Consider the following 18,574-nt stretch of genomic DNA (forward strand, 5'->3'; position numbering starts at 1 on the left):
GGCGGTGAGTTTATGAGCATCTATACCAAAACCGGTGATGCCGGCACAACGGCCCTTTTCACCGGACAGCGGGTGAAAAAACATCACCCTCGGGTGGAAACCTACGGCACGTTGGATGAACTGAATGCGGTGCTCAGCCTGTGTGTGCGCGTAGCACAAGGCGTTGAAAACCTTCAGTTGCTTGATGCCGTACAACACCAGCTATTTTATTTCAGCGCTGAACTGGCCAGCGTTGGCATAGATACCCCACCCGATGGGCAAAAAAGCATTACTGAGCAGGATATTCACGCACTAGAACAGGCCGTAGACCGTTGCATGGCACAGTTGCCGCCGGTACACGGTTTTATTCTGCCCGGAAACACCGAGGCGGGCAGCCGCTTACATTTTGCCCGTACCCTCGCACGGCGCTGTGAACGACGCCTGATCGAGCTGGCCGAACAAGTTCCCGTACGCCCGGTGTTATTGCAATACCTAAACCGTTTATCCGATTGCCTGTATGCCTTGGCCCGCGACGAAGATCAGCGCCAACAGCTACAGCAAATCGCCCAAACCGTGGCGGCCCGTTATCTGGCAGCAACAACAGAGAAACCGAAATCTATGATCGCTCATCCTTCCGCAGATGAACTTGGATTTTCCGATGTTCATCAGCTCGTTAAGCAGGCAGTTGATGCTGCCATAGCACTAGAGATCGCTGTCGTCGTGGCACTGGTCGATCGCCACGGCAACATGATGATGACCTACCGGATGCCGGATGCCCTGCTGGTTAGTAGCGAACTCGCGCCTAAAAAAGCCTGGACCGCGGTCGCGTTGAAAACCGCCACCCACCAGCTCAATGCCGCTGTTCAACCGGGAGCCGATCTGTACCAACTGGAAGCCAGTACGGGGGGAAAAGTGGTCAGCTTTGGTGGAGGCTATCCCTTATGGCGTAACGGCCAATTGGTCGGGGGATTAGGGATAAGCGGCGGCAGCGTTGCACAAGATATGCACATCGCAGAAGCGGCCATGTCGGCTTTACATTTGAGGAATGAATAATGAATACCAATGAACTTGAATCTCTCATTCGCACTATCCTCACCGAGCAACTGATGCCCGCGACCGCGTCGGCTTCCAACGCTATTTTTGCAAGCGTTGATGACGCGATCAATGCCGCTCATCGCGCATTCTTACGCTATCAGCAAAGCCCAATGAAAACGCGCAGCGCCATTATTAGCGCTATCCGCGAGCAACTGAAGCCACAGCTATTGTCACTGTCTGAACGCGGTGCCAGTGAAACGGGCATGGGCAATAAAGAAGATAAGTTTCTGAAAAACAAAGCTGCGCTGGAAAACACCCCCGGGATTGAAGATCTGGCCACTACCGCGTTGACGGGTGATGGCGGCATGGTGCTATTCGAATATTCACCGTTTGGCGTCGTGGGTTCGGTCGCCCCTAGTACCAACCCGACCGAAACCATTATCAACAACAGCATCAGTATGTTAGCCGCGGGTAATGCGGTCTATTTCAGCCCACATCCTGGAGCCAAAGACGTTTCGCTGGATCTCATTGCCCAAATAGAAGAGATCGTCTTTAGCAGCTGCGGTATTCGCAATCTGGTGGTGACGGTAGAAAACCCGAGTTTTGAAGCCACACAACAGATGATGGCACACGACAAAATTGCGCTGCTGGCGATTACCGGCGGGCCTGGCATTGTGGCCATGGGGATGAAAAGCGGCAAGAAAGTGATTGGCGCCGGTGCAGGCAATCCACCTTGTCTAGTGGATGAAACAGCCGAATTGGTGAAAGCGGCGCAGGATATCGTTGCCGGTGCTTCGTTCGACTACAACCTACCGTGTATTGCAGAAAAAAGCCTGATTGTGGTGGAAAGCGTTGCCGATCGTTTATTACAACAAATGCAGGCCTTCGATGCATTGCTCATCAGTCATCCGCAAGAAGTCGACAATCTACGCAAAGCCTGCCTGACACCACAGGGACATGCCAATAAGAATTTAGTGGGGAAAAGCCCTGCTGAGCTGCTAAAAGCGGCGGGGATCGCCTGCCCTGCTAAAGCACCGCGCCTGTTACTGGTAGAGGTTGCAGGTAACGATCCACTGGTCACTAGCGAACAGTTGATGCCGCTGTTACCGGTCGTGCGGGTAAAGGACTTTGATGCAGGGTTAACACTTGCGCTGCAGGTTGAAGGGGGGCTACACCATACGGCGACCATGCATTCGCAGAATGTTACCCGACTGAATCTAGCCGCACGTCTGTTACAGACCTCTATTTTTGTGAAAAACGGTCCGTCCTACGCTGGAATTGGCGTCGGCGGTGAAGGCTTTACCACCTTTACCATCGCCACCCCAACCGGAGAAGGCACAACCTCGGCTCGTACTTTCGCGCGCCAACGTCGCTGTGTGCTGACCAACGGTTTCTCCATTCGCTGAGCGAGGACACATGAAGACTTTTTTCCTGCAAACACGCATTTATAGCGGGGAAGGCAGCCTGAAAGCGCTGCAACGCTTCCATCGGCAAAAAATCTGGATAATCTGCGACGGCTTTCTGGCGACGTCCCCTGTACTGGACAACCTCAAGCAAGCGATACCGGCTGACAATCATATAAGCCTGTTCAGCGATATCACCCCAGATCCCAGCATCAATACGGTGGTTAAGGGGATTGAACAGATGCAAGCGCTACGCCCCAATATTGTCATCGGTTTTGGCGGTGGCTCAGCGTTGGACGCCGCCAAGGCCATTGTCTGGTTTAGCCGCAAACAGGGGCTGGAGATAGAAACCTGTATCGCCATCCCCACCACCAGCGGAACAGGTTCGGAAGTCACCAGCGCCTGCGTGATAAGCGATCCGGAAAAAAGTATTAAATATCCTCTATTTGACGATGAAATCTATCCAGACATCGCCATTTTGGATCCGTCGCTGGTCGCCTCCGTGCCACCGGCCATCACCGCGAATACGGGGTTAGACGTGCTGACACATGCGCTGGAGGCCTATGTGTCACCGCATGCCAGCGATTTTACCGATGCCTTAGCCGAAAAAGCCGTGCAGTTGGTATTTCGTCATCTGGCAACCGCCTGTCGTAAAGGCGATTGCTTGATCACTCGCGGAAAAATGCACAATGCCTCGACGCTAGCTGGAATGGCATTCAGTCAGTCCGGTTTGGGGATCAATCATGCTATTGCCCATCAATTGGGCGGTCAATTTCACATTGCGCACGGGCTGGCAAACGCCCTGCTGCTGGCACCGGTGATTCGCTTTAACGCTATCGATACCCGTGCACGTAAACGCTATGCACGGCTGGCAAAACTGTGTCACTTCAGCCCAGCGAATGCCGACGATCGCGCTGCGGTTAATCAGTTAATTCACCAAATAGCATTGCTGAAGCGCCAATGCGGAATACCTCAACCGCTGACCGCAATGAAAGTCACCGAACGCCAGTTGCAACAGCGTATTCCAGACATGATTGCCGCCGCTCAGGCCGATGTAACGTTGCGTACGAATCCGCGTCCTGCTGACGACAAGGACATCCGTGGCATTATCGAGGCGCTTTATGAATGATATTCAACTATCAGATGCCCACGCGCTGAGTACGCCCCCCGCCTATGGCGAACTGATGCAATGCGATGCGGCGACGATCCAACAGCGCGTGCGCGATGCTGGGGTGGTGGGCGCGGGTGGTGCGGGCTTTCCCACCGCGGTGAAACTTCAGGCACAGGCGGAGATTTTTCTGGTCAATGCCGCCGAGTGTGAACCGATGCTGAAAGTGGATCAGCAACTGATCCCTCGTCAGGCGGCACGACTGGTTCGTGGCGTGCTGTATGGCATGACCGCAACCGGTGCGCGCGAAGGCATTATTGCGCTCAAAGCCAAATATAAGCAGGCGATTGCGGCGCTAACCCCGCTGCTACCTGCGCAAATTCGGCTGCATATTTTACCCGATGTTTATCCTGCTGGGGATGAAGTGATCACCATTTGGTTGGCGACAGGTCGCCGGGTTCCTCCCGCCGCCCTGCCGATCAGCATCGGCGTGGTCGTGAATAACGTACAAACGCTGCTCAATGTGGCTCGCGCGGTCGAGCAACAATGGTCAGTCACTCGCCGCACCTTAACGGTCAATGGCGCGGTGGCTCGACCATTAACCCTGACAGTACCTTTAGGCACGCCGCTTAGGGACGTGCTGGCGCTGGCCGGTGGCACAACTGTTCCCCATCCGGCTTATATCAGCGGCGGCCCGATGATGGGTCATGCGCTGCATGATCTCGATCAACCCGTCACCAAAACAACGGGCGGACTGCTGGTGCTGCCCGCCGATCATTTGCTGATCACCCGTCGCGCTCGTAGCGATCAAGACGTGCTCGCTATTGCCCGCACCGTCTGCGAGCAGTGTCGCATGTGTACTGAACTGTGCCCGCGCCACCTTATCGGCCATGAATTACCGCCGCATCTGCTGGTGCGAGCCATTACCTATCAACAAGTTGCTACGCCCGACATCTTACTGAGCGCCCTCACCTGTTCAGAATGCAGCCTGTGTGAAAGCTATGCCTGCCCGGTCGATATCTCGCCCATGCGCATCAACCGCCTGCTTAAAACACAGCTACGCGCCCAAGGAGCCCGCTATCAAGGAGAGCTACGAGAAGCCGACCCGATGGCAAATTACCGCATGGTGCCGATATCACGCCTGATTGCCCGTTTGGATCTCACCGACTGGTACCAAGCCGCGCCGTTTAGCGAGGAAAGCTATCTGCCTCAACAGGTCATTTTACCACTGCGCCAGCATATCGGTGCCGCGTCTGAAGCCGTCGTCACCGTGGGAGAGCACGTCGTGCAAGGCCAGTTGATTGGACAAATTCCCGATAACGCCTTGGGCGCACCACTCCATGCCAGCATCAGCGGCGTCGTGACGGCCATCAGCCACAGCGCCATCACGATTAGTCGGGACTGACTGCGTTTTTTAAAGAGGAATGTGCATGTCACAAGCCATTGGAATTGTTGAATTAAGCAGTATTGCCAAAGGGATGGAAGTCTGCGACCTGATGCTGAAAAGCGCCAATGTCGACCTGTTGGTAAGCAAAACACTGTGCCCTGGCAAATATTTGCTGATGGTGGGTGGCGATATCGGCGCGGTGAATCAGTCGGTACAAAATGGTGAGCGACACAGCGGCCATTTATTGGTCGACAGCATCGTTTTGCCCAACCTTCATCCCTCCGTGTTACCGGCTATCAGTGGCCTGAATACGGTAGAAAACCGTCAGGCCGCAGGCGTGGTAGAAACGTGGAGCGTGGCGGCCTGCATCACGGCAGCCGACCGTGCGGTCAAATCCGCCAATGTCACTTTGGTGCGCATCCATATGGCGTTTGGTATCGGTGGCAAATGTTATCAGGTGCTCAGTGGCGATATTGCCGATGTGCAGACTGCGGTAGAAGTGGCCAGTCAGTGCGCCGGTGAAACTGGATTATTGGTTTATAGCTCAGTGATCCCACGTCCCCACGAAGCGCTGTGGCGTCAGTTAGTTCAAGAGGCATGATGGAGGCCAACATGATGGAAGCGAATAATCCCCCTGAGCGCGTGATCCAAGAGTATGTACCGGGTAAACAAATCACTCTCGCGCATCTGATCGCTAACCCAAATAAAGCGCTTTATAAAAAGCTCGGGCTAAACGATGTCAGCAGTGCCATTGGCATTTTGACGATCACGCCGAGCGAAGCTTCGATTATTGCTAGCGATATCGCGACCAAATCCGGTGCCGTCGAGATTGGTTTTATTGACCGTTTCACGGGAGCAGTGGTGTTCACCGGCGATGTTTCAGCGGTGGAATATGCCCTGAAACAAGTCATCCACACGCTGGGTGACATGATGAAATTTACTGCCTGCCAGATGACTCGGACCTGATGCTATGCAACGCATCATGTTGATTGGCCCCAGCCAGTGCGGAAAAACCTCGTTAATTCAGCGTTTGCGCGGAGAAACCCTTAATTACCAGAAAACTCAGGCCATTATCTGGCAGGACAATGCCATTGATACGCCCGGAGAGTATTTGGAAAACCGGTGTTTATACAGTGCGTTATTGGCAAGCGCCTGTGAATCAGATGTCGTGGGGTTGGTACAAAACGCCGATGCCACTCAAAGTTGGTTCGCCCCAATGTTGGCGCAGGTTTTCAACAGGCCAGTGATTGGCATCATCAGCAAGGCTGACACAGTTAGCCATGCAACACAGTTGGACTGGGCGGCGGATTGCCTCGCTCAAGCCGGTGCAGAGCACATTTTCATCACCTCGTCGCAGACCGGCGAGGGACTCGCTGACCTTATGACCTATTTGAATCATTCTGGAGAGTAGTATGCCCGGTAAAATTATGGCGATTAACGCCGGCAGTTCTTCGTTGAAATTTCAGTTGTTTTCTATGATAAATGAGCAGACTGGGCAACAGGACGAGCAGGTTCTGTGTCAGGGACTTATTGAGCGCATTGGTATGGATGATGCCATATTTAATCTGCGGGTCGGTGATGTGAAATGGCGGGAAACGCTCCCCATTGCCGACTGCCGTCAAGGGGCTGAATACCTGCTTAAAGCGCTCATTAAACACAATGTCATTGAGTCGCTAGATGAGATCGTCGGCGTAGGTCATCGCGTCGCCCACGGCGGTGAAACCTTTGCCGATTCGGTGTTAATCACACCGCAGGTGCTGGATAAAATTGAGCAGCTCAGCACATTAGCGCCCTTACATAACCCTGTGAATGCATTGGGTATTCGGGTATTCCAACAGGCTCTCCCACATGCCTACTCGGTAGCGGTGTTTGATACCGCATTCCATCAAACGCTCAACCAGACCTCGTACCTTTATGCGCTGCCATGGCGCTACTATGAGGAACTGGGGATTCGCCGTTACGGCTTTCACGGCACCAGTCATAAATATGTCAGCACGGTCTGCGCCGAGCGCATGGGTCGCCCTTTGGAATCGTTGCGCTTAGTATCCTGCCATCTTGGCAATGGCTCAAGTATCTGCGCCATTGCCAACGGACGCTCGGTCAATACCTCCATGGGTTTCACCCCACAGGCCGGTGTCATGATGGGCACCCGCAGTGGTGATATTGATCCTTCCATTTTACCGTTTATTCAGCAAACGGAGGGAAAAAGCTCAGCCGAAGTTAACCACCTGATTAACAACCAATCGGGCTTGCTGGGTATCTCCGGTATTTCCCACGATTATCGCGACGTAGAGCAGGCCGCTCACGACGGTAACCCGCGCGCAGAGGTGGCTTTAGCATTATTCGCCGAGCGGATCCGCGCCGTGATAGGCAGCTATATTGTGCAACTGGGTGGGATTGACGCGCTGATCTTTACCGGTGGCATTGGTGAAAATGCCCGCAACGCACGTCAACAAATATGCCGCGACTTAGCATTTCTTGGGATTGAACTGGATGAAGATAAAAACCTTAAAAATCAGGCTTTCATTCAGCAGGATCATGCTTCTGTGCACATCGCCATCGTCAATACCAACGAAGAATTAATGATTGCTCGCGATGTTCTGCGTGTGGCGCTTAACCTTCCGATCCTCACTACACAATGAGGGATAATATGAGAAGTGGTAAAGTTTGGCTCGTGGGAGCAGGCCCTGGCGATGCCGCGCTGATTACGGTAAAAGGCCTGCACGCCATTCGTCAGGCAGAAGCCTTGGTGTATGATCGGCTTGTGTGCGCAGAACTACTGGCAGAAGCCCCTGACGGCTGCGAAATGATTAATGTGGGAAAAACACCCAATAACCATTTGGTGCCGCAGCCACAAATCAATCAAATCCTAATCGATTGTGCCCAGCGCGGCCTGAACGTAGTGCGGTTAAAAGGCGGCGATCCCTATGTGTTCGGGCGTGGAGGAGAAGAAGCTGAAGCGTTAGCGCTGGCAGGGATTCCGTTTGAAGTGGTGCCGGGGATCAGTTCCGCTATCGGCGGGCTAGCCTACGCGGGTATCCCTGTCACACATCGTGACTATGCTTCTGGGTTCCACGTGGTTACCGGCCATTTGAGGCAAGGCAATGAACCGCAGGACTGGGCTACACTGGCAAAATTGGAAGGCACTCTGATTGTCCTGATGGGAATGACACAGTTGTCCACCATTTGCCAGCAACTGATTGCCGGAGGCAAAGCCCCAACAACGCCCGCCGCGGTGGTCATGTATGCCAGTCACCAGGAACAGAAAATCGCCAGTGGTACTCTGCTCACGTTAGCCGATCAAACATCAGCGCAGGGATTATCCGCTCCGGCATTGATTGTTATTGGTGATGTCGTGAACCTGCGCGATACTCTCGCATTCACGCCACAGGCGTTGTCGCTGAACGTAATCCCTGCGCTGATACCCGATATCATTGATGGGAATAGCAATCTACTACACAGTCAATAGAGGTAGCACGTGGTAATGAGTCAACGAGGTGGAAATGTGCTGGGAATAGCAGTGAAAATCAAGGCTAGCGCAGAAAACATCGTTGATACCGTTGCCCATTATCCCGCGCTGACGCGTGATCGCTTCCAAGCAGCCATCAAAGATACGGTAGATAGATTACCTTTAGCCAACGTTTTACTGCGGGGAGCCCACCATGGCTGAAGCTCGCTGCCCCGCGTCCTGTGGCGAATTGATTCAGGGCTGGATACTGGGGGGAGAAAAACTCATCTCCTGCCCAATCAATTGGTTCAGCACCGTATCGGTCACCGACGGATGCCCAGACGACCTTGAACGACCGCGGATGCGACAAATGCTAAAGGCGGTGCTAGCTTACTTCGACCAGCCTGCGGATATGGCGCGAGGCCTGCATATCAGTTTCGACTCCACGATTCCGGTATCCAAAGGCCTTGCCAGCAGTACGGCTGATATTGCTGCTACTGCACTAGCAACGGCTCGTCATCTGGGAGAAACGCTAGACGAGACAACCATTGCGAATCTGTGCGTCCGTCTTGAGCCCACCGACAGCACCGTGTTCCATCAATTAACATTGTTCGATCATCAAACTGCCGCCACGCAGATTTCGTACGACTGGCAGCCCTGCGTGGATATTCTGCTGCTAGAAAGCCCAAATACTCTGAATACCGAAGATTATCACCGTCGTCATCGTTTGCCCGCGCTGCAGGCAAGCGCCCCATCGTTAATGCAAGCATGGCAGCTCTTTACGCAGGCCGCCGAACACCATGATTACGCCCTGCTCGGACAATCCACCACCCTCAGCGCCAAAGCCAGCCAGCATTTAGTGGTCAAGCCGGATTTTCCTACCCTGTTAGATTTAGTCGAGGATCTGGACTTATATGGGCTCAACGTTGCACACAGCGGTAGCGTAGTCGGCTTACTGCTGGACCGCCAGCGCCACGACGTTGAACAGCTATACTGGCAGCTACGACAGCGTAAAATCCATCAAAACTATCCAAACCAACATCTGTTAACGATGGTCCCTGGCGGAGTGCGATAGTCCTAAACGCGGTGATTCATCCGCGCAAAAATCCTCTGCCACAGTCAGCTCGTTCATTTTTTCTAAACTTATTGTCTTCAATAACTTGATATTTTGCATAGTGTACAATCGATATAATACTGACCATAAACTAATTTTAATTTAGCCTATAAGGTCAGCATATGAACAAAGAAAAATTTGTCACCCAAAGCTTCCCTACCGTAATAGGTTGGATTAATGAAAACCTCTACCGAGGAATAAAAGCAGACGATGTTATAAAAATAACCGGTTATTCGCGCTCCTATTTTCTGCGTGAATTTCAGCTAAGCCAAGGTGTTAGCATTTCATCCTTTATAAGAGAAAAACGATTAACAGCCTCTGCAGAAATGCTAGCTCACACCAATATGAAAATTTGCGAAATTGCCCGAGAATTAGGTTTCCCAAGCCAAAGCACCTTTTGTCAGATATTTAAAAGTTATTTTAATATGTCACCGACAGAATTTCGTTATCGCTCAATTTACCAGAGTGAAGGATTTGAGCATGAGAATTTACATGCCACTCGCACATCAAGTGAGTGTGCTGCGGATCCCGCATAAAACGAGGGTAAAACAATGTTCCCGCTGTGATTATGGCGTATATTAGCGTGGATGCAGATCCTCTTCGCTGATAGGTTTTTGATTATGTGTACTATTAATCCTAGACTCAACGGTGAATCTGCGTAACATCCAAAATAATAAAGAGGCTGTAAATGACAATCTCTCTGTTTAACCGTAATAAACCCGCTATTGCACAGCGTATTTTATGTCCTCTGATCGTGGCTTTATTCTCAAGTTTACCGGCATACGCCAGTGATACTGCTCCTTCTGGGTTCCAATTGGAAAAGGTTGTTATCCTAAGCAGACATGGCGTACGCGCGCCAACCAAAATGACACAAACGATGCGCGACGTCACACCTCACCAGTGGCCTGAATGGCCGGTAAAACTCGGCTATATCACGCCACGTGGCGAACATCTGATTAGCCTGATGGGCGGTTTTTATCGAGAACGACTCCAGCAACAAGGCTTATTATCTAAGGATAACTGTCCTACACCCGATGCCGTGTATGTTTGGGCAGACGTCGATCAACGCACACGTAAAACCGGCGAGGCCTTCTTAGCGGGTCTTGCTCCCCAGTGTGATTTAACGATCCACCATCAGCAAAACATTCAGCAGGCCGATCCGCTGTTCCATCCTGTGAAAGCCGGTATCTGTTCGATGGATAAATCACAGTTACGCACCGCCGTTGAAAAACAAGCAGGTGCACCGATTGAGAGGCTCAATCAACGCTATCAAGCCTCTTTAGCCCTGATGAGTTCGGTACTCGATTTTCCAAAATCCCCCTATTGTCAGCAGCACAACATTGGCAAACTCTGCGATTTTTCACAGGCGATGCCTAGTAGATTGGCGATAAAAGACGATGGTAATAAAGCGGCTCTCGAAGGTGCCGTAGGACTTTCATCAACGCTGGCTGAAATTTTCCTGCTGGAACACGCTCAAGGGATGCCTAAGGTGGCTTGGGGGAATATTCACTCTGAGCAGCAATGGAACTCTCTGTTGAAATTGCACAATGCGCAGTTTGACTTGATGTCCCGCACGCCTTATATCGCCAAGCATAACGGTACACCACTGTTACAAACCATTACCCACGCACTGGGAGCTGATATCGCGAGTCATCCACTGCCAGATATTTCTCCAGACAATAAGATTCTGTTTATTGCCGGTCACGACACCAATATTGCCAATATTTCTGGCATGTTAGGGATGAGATGGACACTCCCAGGACAGCCAGATAACACGCCTCCAGGCGGAGCTTTAGTGTTTGAACGCTGGGTAGATAAAGAAGGGAAACCGTATGTTAGCGTGAATATGGTGTATCAGACTCTAGCACAGCTGCACGACCAGACACCGCTAACGTTGCAGCACCCTGCGGGCAGCGTACGACTAAACATACCGGGTTGCAGCGATCAAACACCCGATGGCTATTGCCCGCTCTCCACCTTCAGCCGCTTAGTCAGCCACAGCCTCGAGCCTGCATGCCAGCTTCCTTAACCCGCTTGCTGGTAGGCTATGCAAATAGCCAAAGCGTAATATTAGGGCAAGTACACCGATGAGCTCTTAGCGAAAAAACTCATTACGGTGCACTTGCCCAAAGTATTTCGTCTTCTTCCCCCTTCCGTGTTTTTTTACACAGGTTGAACAGAACGCTTGATTCCTGCTTAGGGCAGAAAACAAACCTTAGACTGGTTAGTAACCTGCAACGTTGCTCGGCACAAAATAATCAGTTCGGCGTTGCTTTTGATATTAAATTTTCGCATCACCCTACGTTTATGCGCGCTGACAGTTTTTACACTCAAACCTAAAATATTCGCAACACGTGCCAGCGTAAAACCATAGGTGATATAGCTTATGATCTTAATTTCCTGCAAGGAAAGCTCCACGCTCGAGCAACTGCGGCATCCCTGACGACAACCGTGCAGTCTATCCGTCATGGCTCTCGCTCGAGCCCAAGCATAAATAAACTTTTTAGCCAGCATGTTAATCCGCTCTGTGCGATGAATAAACATTGTATTATCGAAACAGTGTGGTCGCGATGACAGTTTCAGCATCTGTATATCTCCTTCATAAATACTGATAAGTAAACTGCCTAATTTACGCCCGACTAATTCTGGATGACAAAGCGTTTCAGCTCCTGCTGGAAAAACACGGACAATAATATCGGCCTTCGATAGACTTTTCTCTTGATGCAATAAATTGATTTTTTGATCTGTGTGAAGCCCAATTATTTCATTTAGAAAATGTAGCAATCCAAACTTATAATATTCGTTCCTGTCATCTACAAATACGTTAATCACTAGACAAGCTCCACGGGGTAATACACAGCATTATCTTGCTCAGTCAACAAAATAAACGGCTTATTTCCCTGTTATTTCAATCACTATCACTTGGGTATTTGAGCGCAGTTCAAACACCCAAATAAGGTTATACCGAAGGCGTGACAATAACCTCATAGGTGCCGCTATACGTTCCCAAAGGATAAGTTTCACTACGTTTTGCTGAGGTAAACTGCACCTTAACCCCTTGTGAAGGATCCGGAATATCCTGTACTGTCGGATAAACCGCTTGGTTATTCAGGGGATACGACGCCGATACGTCCCCCCCATTGACTCGGATCCATGCTGGGTTAATCTGCATCGCGTCCCCATTCTCTGAAATCAGCTGATTTGCTACTGGGGTTTTCAGTGACAGAGACACCGCACTCGCATTACCAACGAAGTTAAACGCTGGTGTAACGCCGTACATATAGCCATTTTTGTCATTAAGCTGCAGGCTAATTGAGCCGTTGGTTACGTCATTACCCGCCACGTAGACCCGCACGCTGGTACTTATTTCAGCCTGTAAATCAATACTGGTTCTCACCGGGATCGCCGCCTGCGAAGAACTTACGCCTATCAACGCCAGTGCCAGCGTGGTTACCACTAAAGAATCTTTCATCGGTTTATCCTTAACTATTCGGCGTAATAACGGCCGTCAACGTATCAATCAGTCGTGTACCCGCAGCTAGCCCTCGGGTTGTCTTACCACTCAGCGAGAATTTGATATCCACCCAATCCACCGTCGCGGTTCCGCTGGGTAGCGTTCCTCGATATTGAAAACCGGGTTCTATTTCACGCCCCGCTATGCTTATTTGGTAAGGAATTAAGTTTGCTCCCACCGAAGACCTGAGTTGATAGTGGCTGTCTTTTTGCTGCGTTGACTCAAAAGTCACACTATAAGGCAGTGGCTCATCGCCCGACTGCAAAGTTTTAGCCACTTTCAGGCGGGCAGTGGCGGTGGCATCATTCAGTTCTCCCACCAGCCCCAATGACAATGCGGGTTTATCAAATGTGGCCTCAATCGTCGCCGATTCAGTCTGCAGTGCCGTCAGATCCAGATAGATTGGATAGCTCTCGCTGCCTCCTCCGTCTTCAATGTTAAAATTCACGTTGCCTATCTGCACTCGGGGAAATGAACTCGGTAGGGTAAACGAGCGCTCCCGTTTAAAAGTACGATTCACGGCTCTCACACCTACGCGTTTTTCACTCGCCGGTGGAGCAAACGTCACCAGGTCGCCACATACCACCTGACGTTCATCCATAAAAAACTTCAACGGGAAACGCAGCGCGCCAAGCATTAAATCACCGCCTTCACAGCGTCCGCTGCCCGCAGGAGAAACCTGTAGCGTCAGCGATTTATCGGCGGGTTGACGCACAGTAAGCGTATCCGTGCCGCTCGCCTCGCTAATCCCTTCATGCAACATGCGGATCGAACCGTTCGACTGAGGTTGTATTACCCATGATCCCGCTAAAACATAGCTAGACTGGAACAACGCTAGCGCTAATAACATCGGGGACTTCATGCATCACTCCTTAAGCTGACATTTCTCATAGGAATAGAGCTTGCCATCCATGTTAAACGCCAAATTACTGTTCACAGTGAGTGCTCGCGTATGCTCTGGATAAACGTTGAATACGGCTTTGTCTTTGCGCCCGTCAATCACCAAATCGCGCATTTCACTGCGTACGTTACCTGTCGCCGTGAGTGTCCACTGGTTACCACTACAGCTAACAGCCAAACCTTGGGTGCGTTTTCCCTCCGGCAAATAACGCAGCAACACGTCATAACCAATAGCAAAACGGACTTTACCTTTATCAATTTCTTGCTCTGGATAGCTAGGACGTATGCGCAAACGATATAGTGTCTCTCGTTCAACCGGCTTCAGTGGCATAATTCTGACTTTGCGCTCTTCGCCAAAAGGAATAATCAATTTAGTGGGCGAAAACACCAGCGTAGGATCCTCTGCACCAAGCTCTTTAACCATGTTTTCTTTACTATCACCAGGGTTAGTAATATGGAAAAGCTCTAGCGTCACGAATTCATAGCTCTTATTTTCTGACTTGGTGGTATCAACGCTATCAACTGCCCGATACATCGATTTAACGGTCACATAGTTGTCACGCGGTGACTCTTGCTTAATGTCTTTAATGATGGGAAATACTTCAATAGCCTGTGAAATATTCGTAGACGTAAGCAAAGCTATTCCCAGTGGCAACATTGCCAATTTATTCAGTTTCACAATTAACCTCACGTATTTGCATAATGCCTTGAGTCATTTTGACGTTCGAATTATTTAGCGGGCAGATATAGCTCAGCCCTTCTTTACTCACCTTCAATTTTTCTAACTGGCTCTCGGTATCTAGCGTAAAATCACCAACAAATAATCCTTCGGCATCGGTCATCGCATTACCGCCCACCACGCGAGCGTTCGCCAACGGCACTCCGTCGAGATAGAGGCGACCGGTGACAGTCTGGTTTTTTGTCGCATTGACTTTGACGTGATAGACCTGCCCCGGCATGGCCCAAGTAGAAGACGATTGGGTCGAGAGGTTGTAAAACGCGTTAGTATCCGTGGTATAAACCTGTTCCGCTTTTGGAGATATTTTCTGGTATGGCTGAATAGTCAGCGTTGTTTTTTTCCCTCCTTCTACCACTACCGGTTCATTACCGCGGTTACGCACCTCGAAATATTGATCTTCAGGTAACGAACGGGCATCCACAATAAGCGCTGCGGTATTATCCACTTTGCCATAACCAAACTCGCCGTCACCAATAGCAAAGCCGCTACGCTGCGAAAGATACTGCTGACTGTAATGGTTATTGCCAAAAGACTTGGATACGCCAACGGCGGTATAGCCATAGCCGTTATCCATCACCAGGCCAGCACCGCTGTTATTCTCACTATTAGGCCCATGATTTACGCTGGCATTTACCGTATATTTCCCACCGCGGTCGAATTCTGGGTTATCCAGATTCAATGCATAATCTGCACTATAAATATTTTGTTTACCGCCCTCATCGCTCATGCGTGAACGTAAATAGAGGGATTGGTAATGGTTATAACTACGCTCACGCATTCCCAAGGTAAACTGCGCAAATATTTTGTCTTCTGCCGTCGTATTGTGGGAATATCGGCTGGTCATCTCGTTAATGCCACGGTGATAGCCAAGATCGACACGCAAATTTAAATAATCCGACAAGGTAAAGTCACGATTTAAATTTACGTCCCAACTTTCAAATTCCGTCTTATTTTGGCGGCCATAATCCTGATAAAGGGTATTCAGACCAAAGTTAATCCCTAACCCAACGTTCCACGGCAAAAAAGTATTAGCGCCAAATTGTAAATATTCAAAATCGTAAGCGGGCACTAGGCCAAAGCGATGATAATCTTCTTCATCCCCTTTGAAACGGTTGTCGCGATAACTCACATTCATGCTCAGGGCATACAGGTTTTTCATTAACCCAACCTGATAGCCGGAGCTACCGTCAAGCCCCATCACGCCATCTGCATAGAGGCGTTCCGCAAACCAGCTATTGATCGGCAAGTCTAGGCTGGCATTAGCATAACCATCCTCGTTGTCCATCAGAAAACCACTGCCAAGAGAGACCACTGAATCGGTGGTGTACCCTAACGACAGCCCAGCAAAATGGCTTTGACGAGAATAACGATCGCGATCATTCCCATCTATGTCGCACTGGCGGCATGAATAACGATTAGACGAAAACTGCCCCTGATGATCGTCATAGCGACCTAACTGAACCGCATACTCCAGATCGCCAGAGCGAAATGAGCCATTACGTTTCAAAAAAGGCTGGAGCTTCTCCTCGCGGCTGCCGTTAACCAGCTTGGATACCAACAAAACATCATAGCCACCAGACGGCCACCCTTCGGTGTTTAAGTGCTGCAAGCCCGCAGGAAACTGCTGCAGATCGATTAAACGCCCGTTACGATACACCTCAACCGTGCCTGCCTGTGGTAGATAGACGGTGACGGGTGAGGCCGCACCGTCACCAGGATTGAGGTAGTTATCGGTCATATACCCCAACGAAATACCGTCAAAGCTAACAGGATTGAAAAAACTGTAGGTCACCGAAGGCGTACTCGATATTAGATTATCGCTCAATCTTTGCCGGCCAGCTTTAAAACGGGTGTTTTCGTGTTCCAGATACAGCGCCAATTCATCAAGATTAAAATCAATCTCTTTGGAATAACTCCATGCTCCTTTAACGTAGCTGTTGCCCGTAATATTGAGCGTGTCATTTGAAGATAAACTCAGGCTATCGCCATAGGTATCAGAGAGATAATTAAGATTATGACTATGCACAAAACCGGGGCGGTTACGGTGTGGAATATAGGTTCTGTCATAAGCCTTGTCTCCCGTTTTAAACAGGGAGGCTGGAAAAATGAGATGCAATGAAGCGTCTGATTCATTTACCGTCGCTACAATCTCATCTTGAGAAAAACCCTGCTTATTCACCCGACGCAAAGGGGCTGAAAGTTTCTTGAGCAACTCCGTCTGAGAGACATTCAGCGCAGGCATATCCACGGCGGTTATTTGCTCAACAATCACCTGTGGCGACATCAGAAAAACATCGTTTTGATCGTACTCAACGCCAATGGAGCCGATTGAGGAATCCGCATAAATAATGTCAAACACTCCACTTTGCTTGGCGTTAAAAATGTCTTCAAACCCTTCAGGCAGTGGAATCGAAGAGGCCATTAATGGGGTAAATGCACAGCCGAAACCGACACCAAGAATAACAATGCTGGCAGTTATTTTATTATTCATTATTCTCTGTCTCTATCTATAAAATAGGCATTACGATTAATGTAAATGTATTCGCGTATTTACCCTTGGTGTAATTCCCAGCCAAAAACTCAGAAATAAACTTAACCTTAAAACCATTGGAAGTTGTCGCCTGGCTAATATTTTTTAACACAGGAAGCCGCAGTTTTTTAGTAGAATCCGTTTCGCCTCCTTGATGAATAAAACTCCCATCCAAATTAATATGTGTGTTCCCACCAAAAACCTGTGGTAGCACAAACTGATTTTCTAAAAAAACAATCTCAGCATTATCAACATTGCCTATCAGATGAAAGAAACTCGACGTATTTTCAAACTTCTGAGAAATACCATTAATAGGTAATGGGAAATCAAATTCTTTTCCATTAAGAGGTCTATCTTCATAATACAGCGCGATTCTTGCTATCGACTCAGCAGAGATATCCAAATCAACCTGAGAATTAGGTATTGAAAAAACTGCCTGACTCCATAACAACAGCGCGGCGACAATACCAACGACACAGTTATTTTTAATCATGTTTAAAACAGGGCCAGCCTAACGCTGACCCTGACCTGATTTAATAAAGAATATTAAGGTTTAGCATTTACGTTAGCGTATACAACGCCGGTGTAGTTGCCTTGACCCAGTGCGTCATACTTTTTATCTGAAACAAATTTAAACATCAGTGGCAGTTCACCATGTGTACCGTTTGCATTCAGGGTGTAATCTTTTGAATCACCAGATGCGGCAAATTCTTGGCTGCCCGCAGCGGTAATCGTACTGATTTTATAAGTCATATCATTAAGTGTGCCGCCCTGAGTGCTATACAGAGTAAACGCATCACCGGTGACAGACTGGCTATCATCCAAAGTCAAAGCGACTTCCAGCTTGGTTACGTCATTATTCCACAGTTTTAACGCGGTGGTTTGCGCCTCCATGTAGCCTGACGCCGCTGGTGTTAGTTCTACGTCCATATCCGTGATAGGACGGCCACCCGGATCGGTAATGGTCGCACTATCAGGAACGTTCGCACTGACGTTGAACTTAGTATCATAGCTTGCTGGCGTCGATGCCATTGCTGAAGCAGACATTACAAGACCAGCCAATACAGACAACATAGTTTGGGTTTTCATTAAAAATTAAATCCTTGTTATAAAAAATGAATCTTTAAACGGGATAACGTCATACACGATAAATAGCGTTAATGGATGACACCATTAAATACACTAATCGGAGGTATTGTTGATAATGCCATTCCGTTTTGCTGCGTAATGAACAGCGCTCGATGAATACTAAAGATCTTGCGCACACTGTAATACCGTACAATGACGCGATGTAAAGTTCCCTATTACATATTTGCTCTTTAATAATCATGACCCGCTACATTACGGAGGCCATAGTAAATTTTGGCTAAAATAAATTCTTGAAAAAAATCTCAGTTTTCCTCACAAAGCATCAACA

Annotated in this window: 20 protein-coding genes; 13 read left to right on the forward strand and 7 right to left on the reverse strand. The window is 49.5% G+C overall.

The genetic code is table 11. The annotated features are described in order from the left end of the window. Positions 1–12: 12 nt before the first annotated feature. The 13 genes from M988_RS11455 (at position 13) to M988_RS11515 (ending at position 11,503) form a co-directional block, all read left to right on the forward strand. Positions 13–1,032, forward strand: coding sequence for a cob(I)yrinic acid a,c-diamide adenosyltransferase (locus M988_RS11455; RefSeq protein ID WP_008813237.1), 1,020 nt, complete (start codon positions 13–15; stop codon positions 1,030–1,032). Then, positions 1,032–2,420, forward strand: coding sequence for an aldehyde dehydrogenase family protein (locus M988_RS11460; protein ID WP_064574193.1), 1,389 nt, complete (start codon positions 1,032–1,034; stop codon positions 2,418–2,420). Before M988_RS11455 ends, M988_RS11460 begins: the two co-directional genes overlap by 1 nt. 10 nt (positions 2,421–2,430) lie before the next feature. Then, entirely contained in the window at positions 2,431–3,546 is a 1,116-nt protein-coding gene (locus M988_RS11465; RefSeq protein WP_064574199.1) for a 1-propanol dehydrogenase PduQ, read from the forward strand. Continuing rightward, complete coding sequence (locus M988_RS11470) at positions 3,539–4,930, forward strand: 4Fe-4S dicluster domain-containing protein (protein WP_064574200.1); 1,392 nt, start codon at positions 3,539–3,541, stop codon at positions 4,928–4,930. The genes M988_RS11465 and M988_RS11470 overlap by 8 nt, the downstream gene beginning before the upstream one ends. 25 nt (positions 4,931–4,955) lie before the next feature. After that, complete coding sequence (locus M988_RS11475; protein ID WP_008813233.1) at positions 4,956–5,513, forward strand: BMC domain-containing protein; 558 nt, start codon at positions 4,956–4,958, stop codon at positions 5,511–5,513. Positions 5,514–5,527: 14 nt separating this feature from the next. After that, entirely contained in the window at positions 5,528–5,878 is a 351-nt protein-coding gene (gene eutS, locus M988_RS11480) for an ethanolamine utilization microcompartment protein EutS (RefSeq protein WP_008813232.1), read from the forward strand. 4 nt (positions 5,879–5,882) lie between these two features. Beyond that, entirely contained in the window at positions 5,883–6,323 is a 441-nt protein-coding gene (locus tag M988_RS11485) for a EutP/PduV family microcompartment system protein (protein ID WP_008813231.1), read from the forward strand. A 1-nt stretch (position 6,324) separates the two neighbouring features. Beyond that, complete coding sequence (locus tag M988_RS11490) at positions 6,325–7,554, forward strand: acetate/propionate family kinase (RefSeq protein ID WP_064574202.1); 1,230 nt, start codon at positions 6,325–6,327, stop codon at positions 7,552–7,554. 8 nt (positions 7,555–7,562) lie between these two features. Beyond that, positions 7,563–8,381 carry a uroporphyrinogen-III C-methyltransferase gene (gene cobA / locus M988_RS11495; RefSeq protein ID WP_008813229.1) on the forward strand — a complete coding sequence of 273 codons (819 nt, stop codon included), beginning with the start codon at positions 7,563–7,565 and terminating at the stop codon, positions 8,379–8,381. Between the two features lie 15 nt (positions 8,382–8,396). Then, a complete protein-coding gene (locus M988_RS11500) occupies positions 8,397–8,582 on the forward strand; it encodes a hypothetical protein (RefSeq protein ID WP_008813228.1) in 186 nt (61 codons plus the stop codon). Further along, positions 8,575–9,435 (forward strand): GHMP family kinase ATP-binding protein, encoded by an 861-nt coding sequence (locus M988_RS11505; protein ID WP_020303797.1) that lies wholly within the window; start codon positions 8,575–8,577, stop codon positions 9,433–9,435. The genes M988_RS11500 and M988_RS11505 overlap by 8 nt, the downstream gene beginning before the upstream one ends. Before the next feature lie 161 nt (positions 9,436–9,596). Further along, complete coding sequence (locus M988_RS11510) at positions 9,597–10,010, forward strand: helix-turn-helix transcriptional regulator (protein WP_039187653.1); 414 nt, start codon at positions 9,597–9,599, stop codon at positions 10,008–10,010. Positions 10,011–10,162: 152 nt separating this feature from the next. Beyond that, positions 10,163–11,503: an AppA family phytase/histidine-type acid phosphatase gene (locus tag M988_RS11515; RefSeq protein WP_064574204.1), complete on the forward strand. Its 1,341-nt coding sequence runs from the start codon at positions 10,163–10,165 to the stop codon at positions 11,501–11,503. Positions 11,504–11,670: 167 nt separating this feature from the next. Here M988_RS11515 and M988_RS11520 read toward each other — a convergent pair whose 3' ends face one another. The 7 genes from M988_RS11520 to M988_RS11550 form a co-directional block, all read right to left on the reverse strand. Next, entirely contained in the window at positions 11,671–12,306 is a 636-nt protein-coding gene (locus tag M988_RS11520) for a helix-turn-helix transcriptional regulator (protein WP_064574209.1), read from the reverse strand. 127 nt (positions 12,307–12,433) lie between these two features. Beyond that, positions 12,434–12,946, reverse strand: a complete 513-nt coding sequence (locus M988_RS11525; protein WP_008813223.1) for a hypothetical protein — start codon at positions 12,944–12,946, stop codon at positions 12,434–12,436. 10 nt (positions 12,947–12,956) lie between these two features. Next, positions 12,957–13,850, reverse strand: a complete 894-nt coding sequence (locus M988_RS11530; protein WP_064574215.1) for a hypothetical protein — start codon at positions 13,848–13,850, stop codon at positions 12,957–12,959. A 3-nt stretch (positions 13,851–13,853) separates the two neighbouring features. After that, positions 13,854–14,567, reverse strand: a complete 714-nt coding sequence (locus tag M988_RS11535) for a hypothetical protein (RefSeq protein WP_020303799.1) — start codon at positions 14,565–14,567, stop codon at positions 13,854–13,856. Then, positions 14,554–17,118, reverse strand: a complete 2,565-nt coding sequence (locus M988_RS11540) for a TcfC E-set like domain-containing protein (RefSeq protein WP_064574217.1) — start codon at positions 17,116–17,118, stop codon at positions 14,554–14,556. Before M988_RS11540 ends, M988_RS11535 begins: the two co-directional genes overlap by 14 nt. Positions 17,119–17,134: 16 nt before the next feature. Continuing rightward, a complete protein-coding gene (locus M988_RS11545; RefSeq protein WP_008813219.1) occupies positions 17,135–17,650 on the reverse strand; it encodes a hypothetical protein in 516 nt (171 codons plus the stop codon). A 53-nt stretch (positions 17,651–17,703) separates the two neighbouring features. Then, positions 17,704–18,246, reverse strand: coding sequence for a hypothetical protein (locus M988_RS11550; protein WP_004090491.1), 543 nt, complete (start codon positions 18,244–18,246; stop codon positions 17,704–17,706). Between the last annotated feature and the right edge of the window lie 328 nt (positions 18,247–18,574).

Source organism: Hafnia paralvei ATCC 29927 (assembly GCF_001655005.1).
In the GTDB taxonomy this organism is placed as follows: Bacteria; Pseudomonadota; Gammaproteobacteria; order Enterobacterales; family Enterobacteriaceae; genus Hafnia; species Hafnia paralvei.

Excerpts from the sequence above, each read along its gene's own strand:
- M988_RS11460 (WP_064574193.1), top strand. The coding sequence starts at position 1,032 with ATGAATACCAATGAACTTGAATCTCTCATTCGCACTATCCTCACCGAG.
- M988_RS11500 (WP_008813228.1), top strand. The coding sequence starts at position 8,397 with ATGAGTCAACGAGGTGGAAATGTGCTGGGAATAGCAGTGAAAATCAAG.
- M988_RS11505 (WP_020303797.1), top strand. The coding sequence starts at position 8,575 with ATGGCTGAAGCTCGCTGCCCCGCGTCCTGTGGCGAATTGATTCAGGGC.
- M988_RS11510 (WP_039187653.1), top strand. The coding sequence starts at position 9,597 with ATGAACAAAGAAAAATTTGTCACCCAAAGCTTCCCTACCGTAATAGGT.
- M988_RS11530 (WP_064574215.1), bottom strand. The coding sequence starts at position 13,850 with ATGAAGTCCCCGATGTTATTAGCGCTAGCGTTGTTCCAGTCTAGCTAT.
- M988_RS11515 (WP_064574204.1), top strand. The coding sequence starts at position 10,163 with ATGACAATCTCTCTGTTTAACCGTAATAAACCCGCTATTGCACAGCGT.
- M988_RS11485 (WP_008813231.1), top strand. The coding sequence starts at position 5,883 with ATGCAACGCATCATGTTGATTGGCCCCAGCCAGTGCGGAAAAACCTCG.
- eutS (WP_008813232.1), top strand. The coding sequence starts at position 5,528 with ATGGAAGCGAATAATCCCCCTGAGCGCGTGATCCAAGAGTATGTACCG.
- M988_RS11470 (WP_064574200.1), top strand. The coding sequence starts at position 3,539 with ATGAATGATATTCAACTATCAGATGCCCACGCGCTGAGTACGCCCCCC.
- M988_RS11490 (WP_064574202.1), top strand. The coding sequence starts at position 6,325 with ATGCCCGGTAAAATTATGGCGATTAACGCCGGCAGTTCTTCGTTGAAA.
- M988_RS11540 (WP_064574217.1), bottom strand. The coding sequence starts at position 17,118 with ATGAATAATAAAATAACTGCCAGCATTGTTATTCTTGGTGTCGGTTTC.
- M988_RS11545 (WP_008813219.1), bottom strand. The coding sequence starts at position 17,650 with ATGATTAAAAATAACTGTGTCGTTGGTATTGTCGCCGCGCTGTTGTTA.
- cobA (WP_008813229.1), top strand. The coding sequence starts at position 7,563 with ATGAGAAGTGGTAAAGTTTGGCTCGTGGGAGCAGGCCCTGGCGATGCC.
- M988_RS11455 (WP_008813237.1), top strand. The coding sequence starts at position 13 with ATGAGCATCTATACCAAAACCGGTGATGCCGGCACAACGGCCCTTTTC.
- M988_RS11465 (WP_064574199.1), top strand. The coding sequence starts at position 2,431 with ATGAAGACTTTTTTCCTGCAAACACGCATTTATAGCGGGGAAGGCAGC.
- M988_RS11525 (WP_008813223.1), bottom strand. The coding sequence starts at position 12,946 with ATGAAAGATTCTTTAGTGGTAACCACGCTGGCACTGGCGTTGATAGGC.
- M988_RS11475 (WP_008813233.1), top strand. The coding sequence starts at position 4,956 with ATGTCACAAGCCATTGGAATTGTTGAATTAAGCAGTATTGCCAAAGGG.
- M988_RS11550 (WP_004090491.1), bottom strand. The coding sequence starts at position 18,246 with ATGAAAACCCAAACTATGTTGTCTGTATTGGCTGGTCTTGTAATGTCT.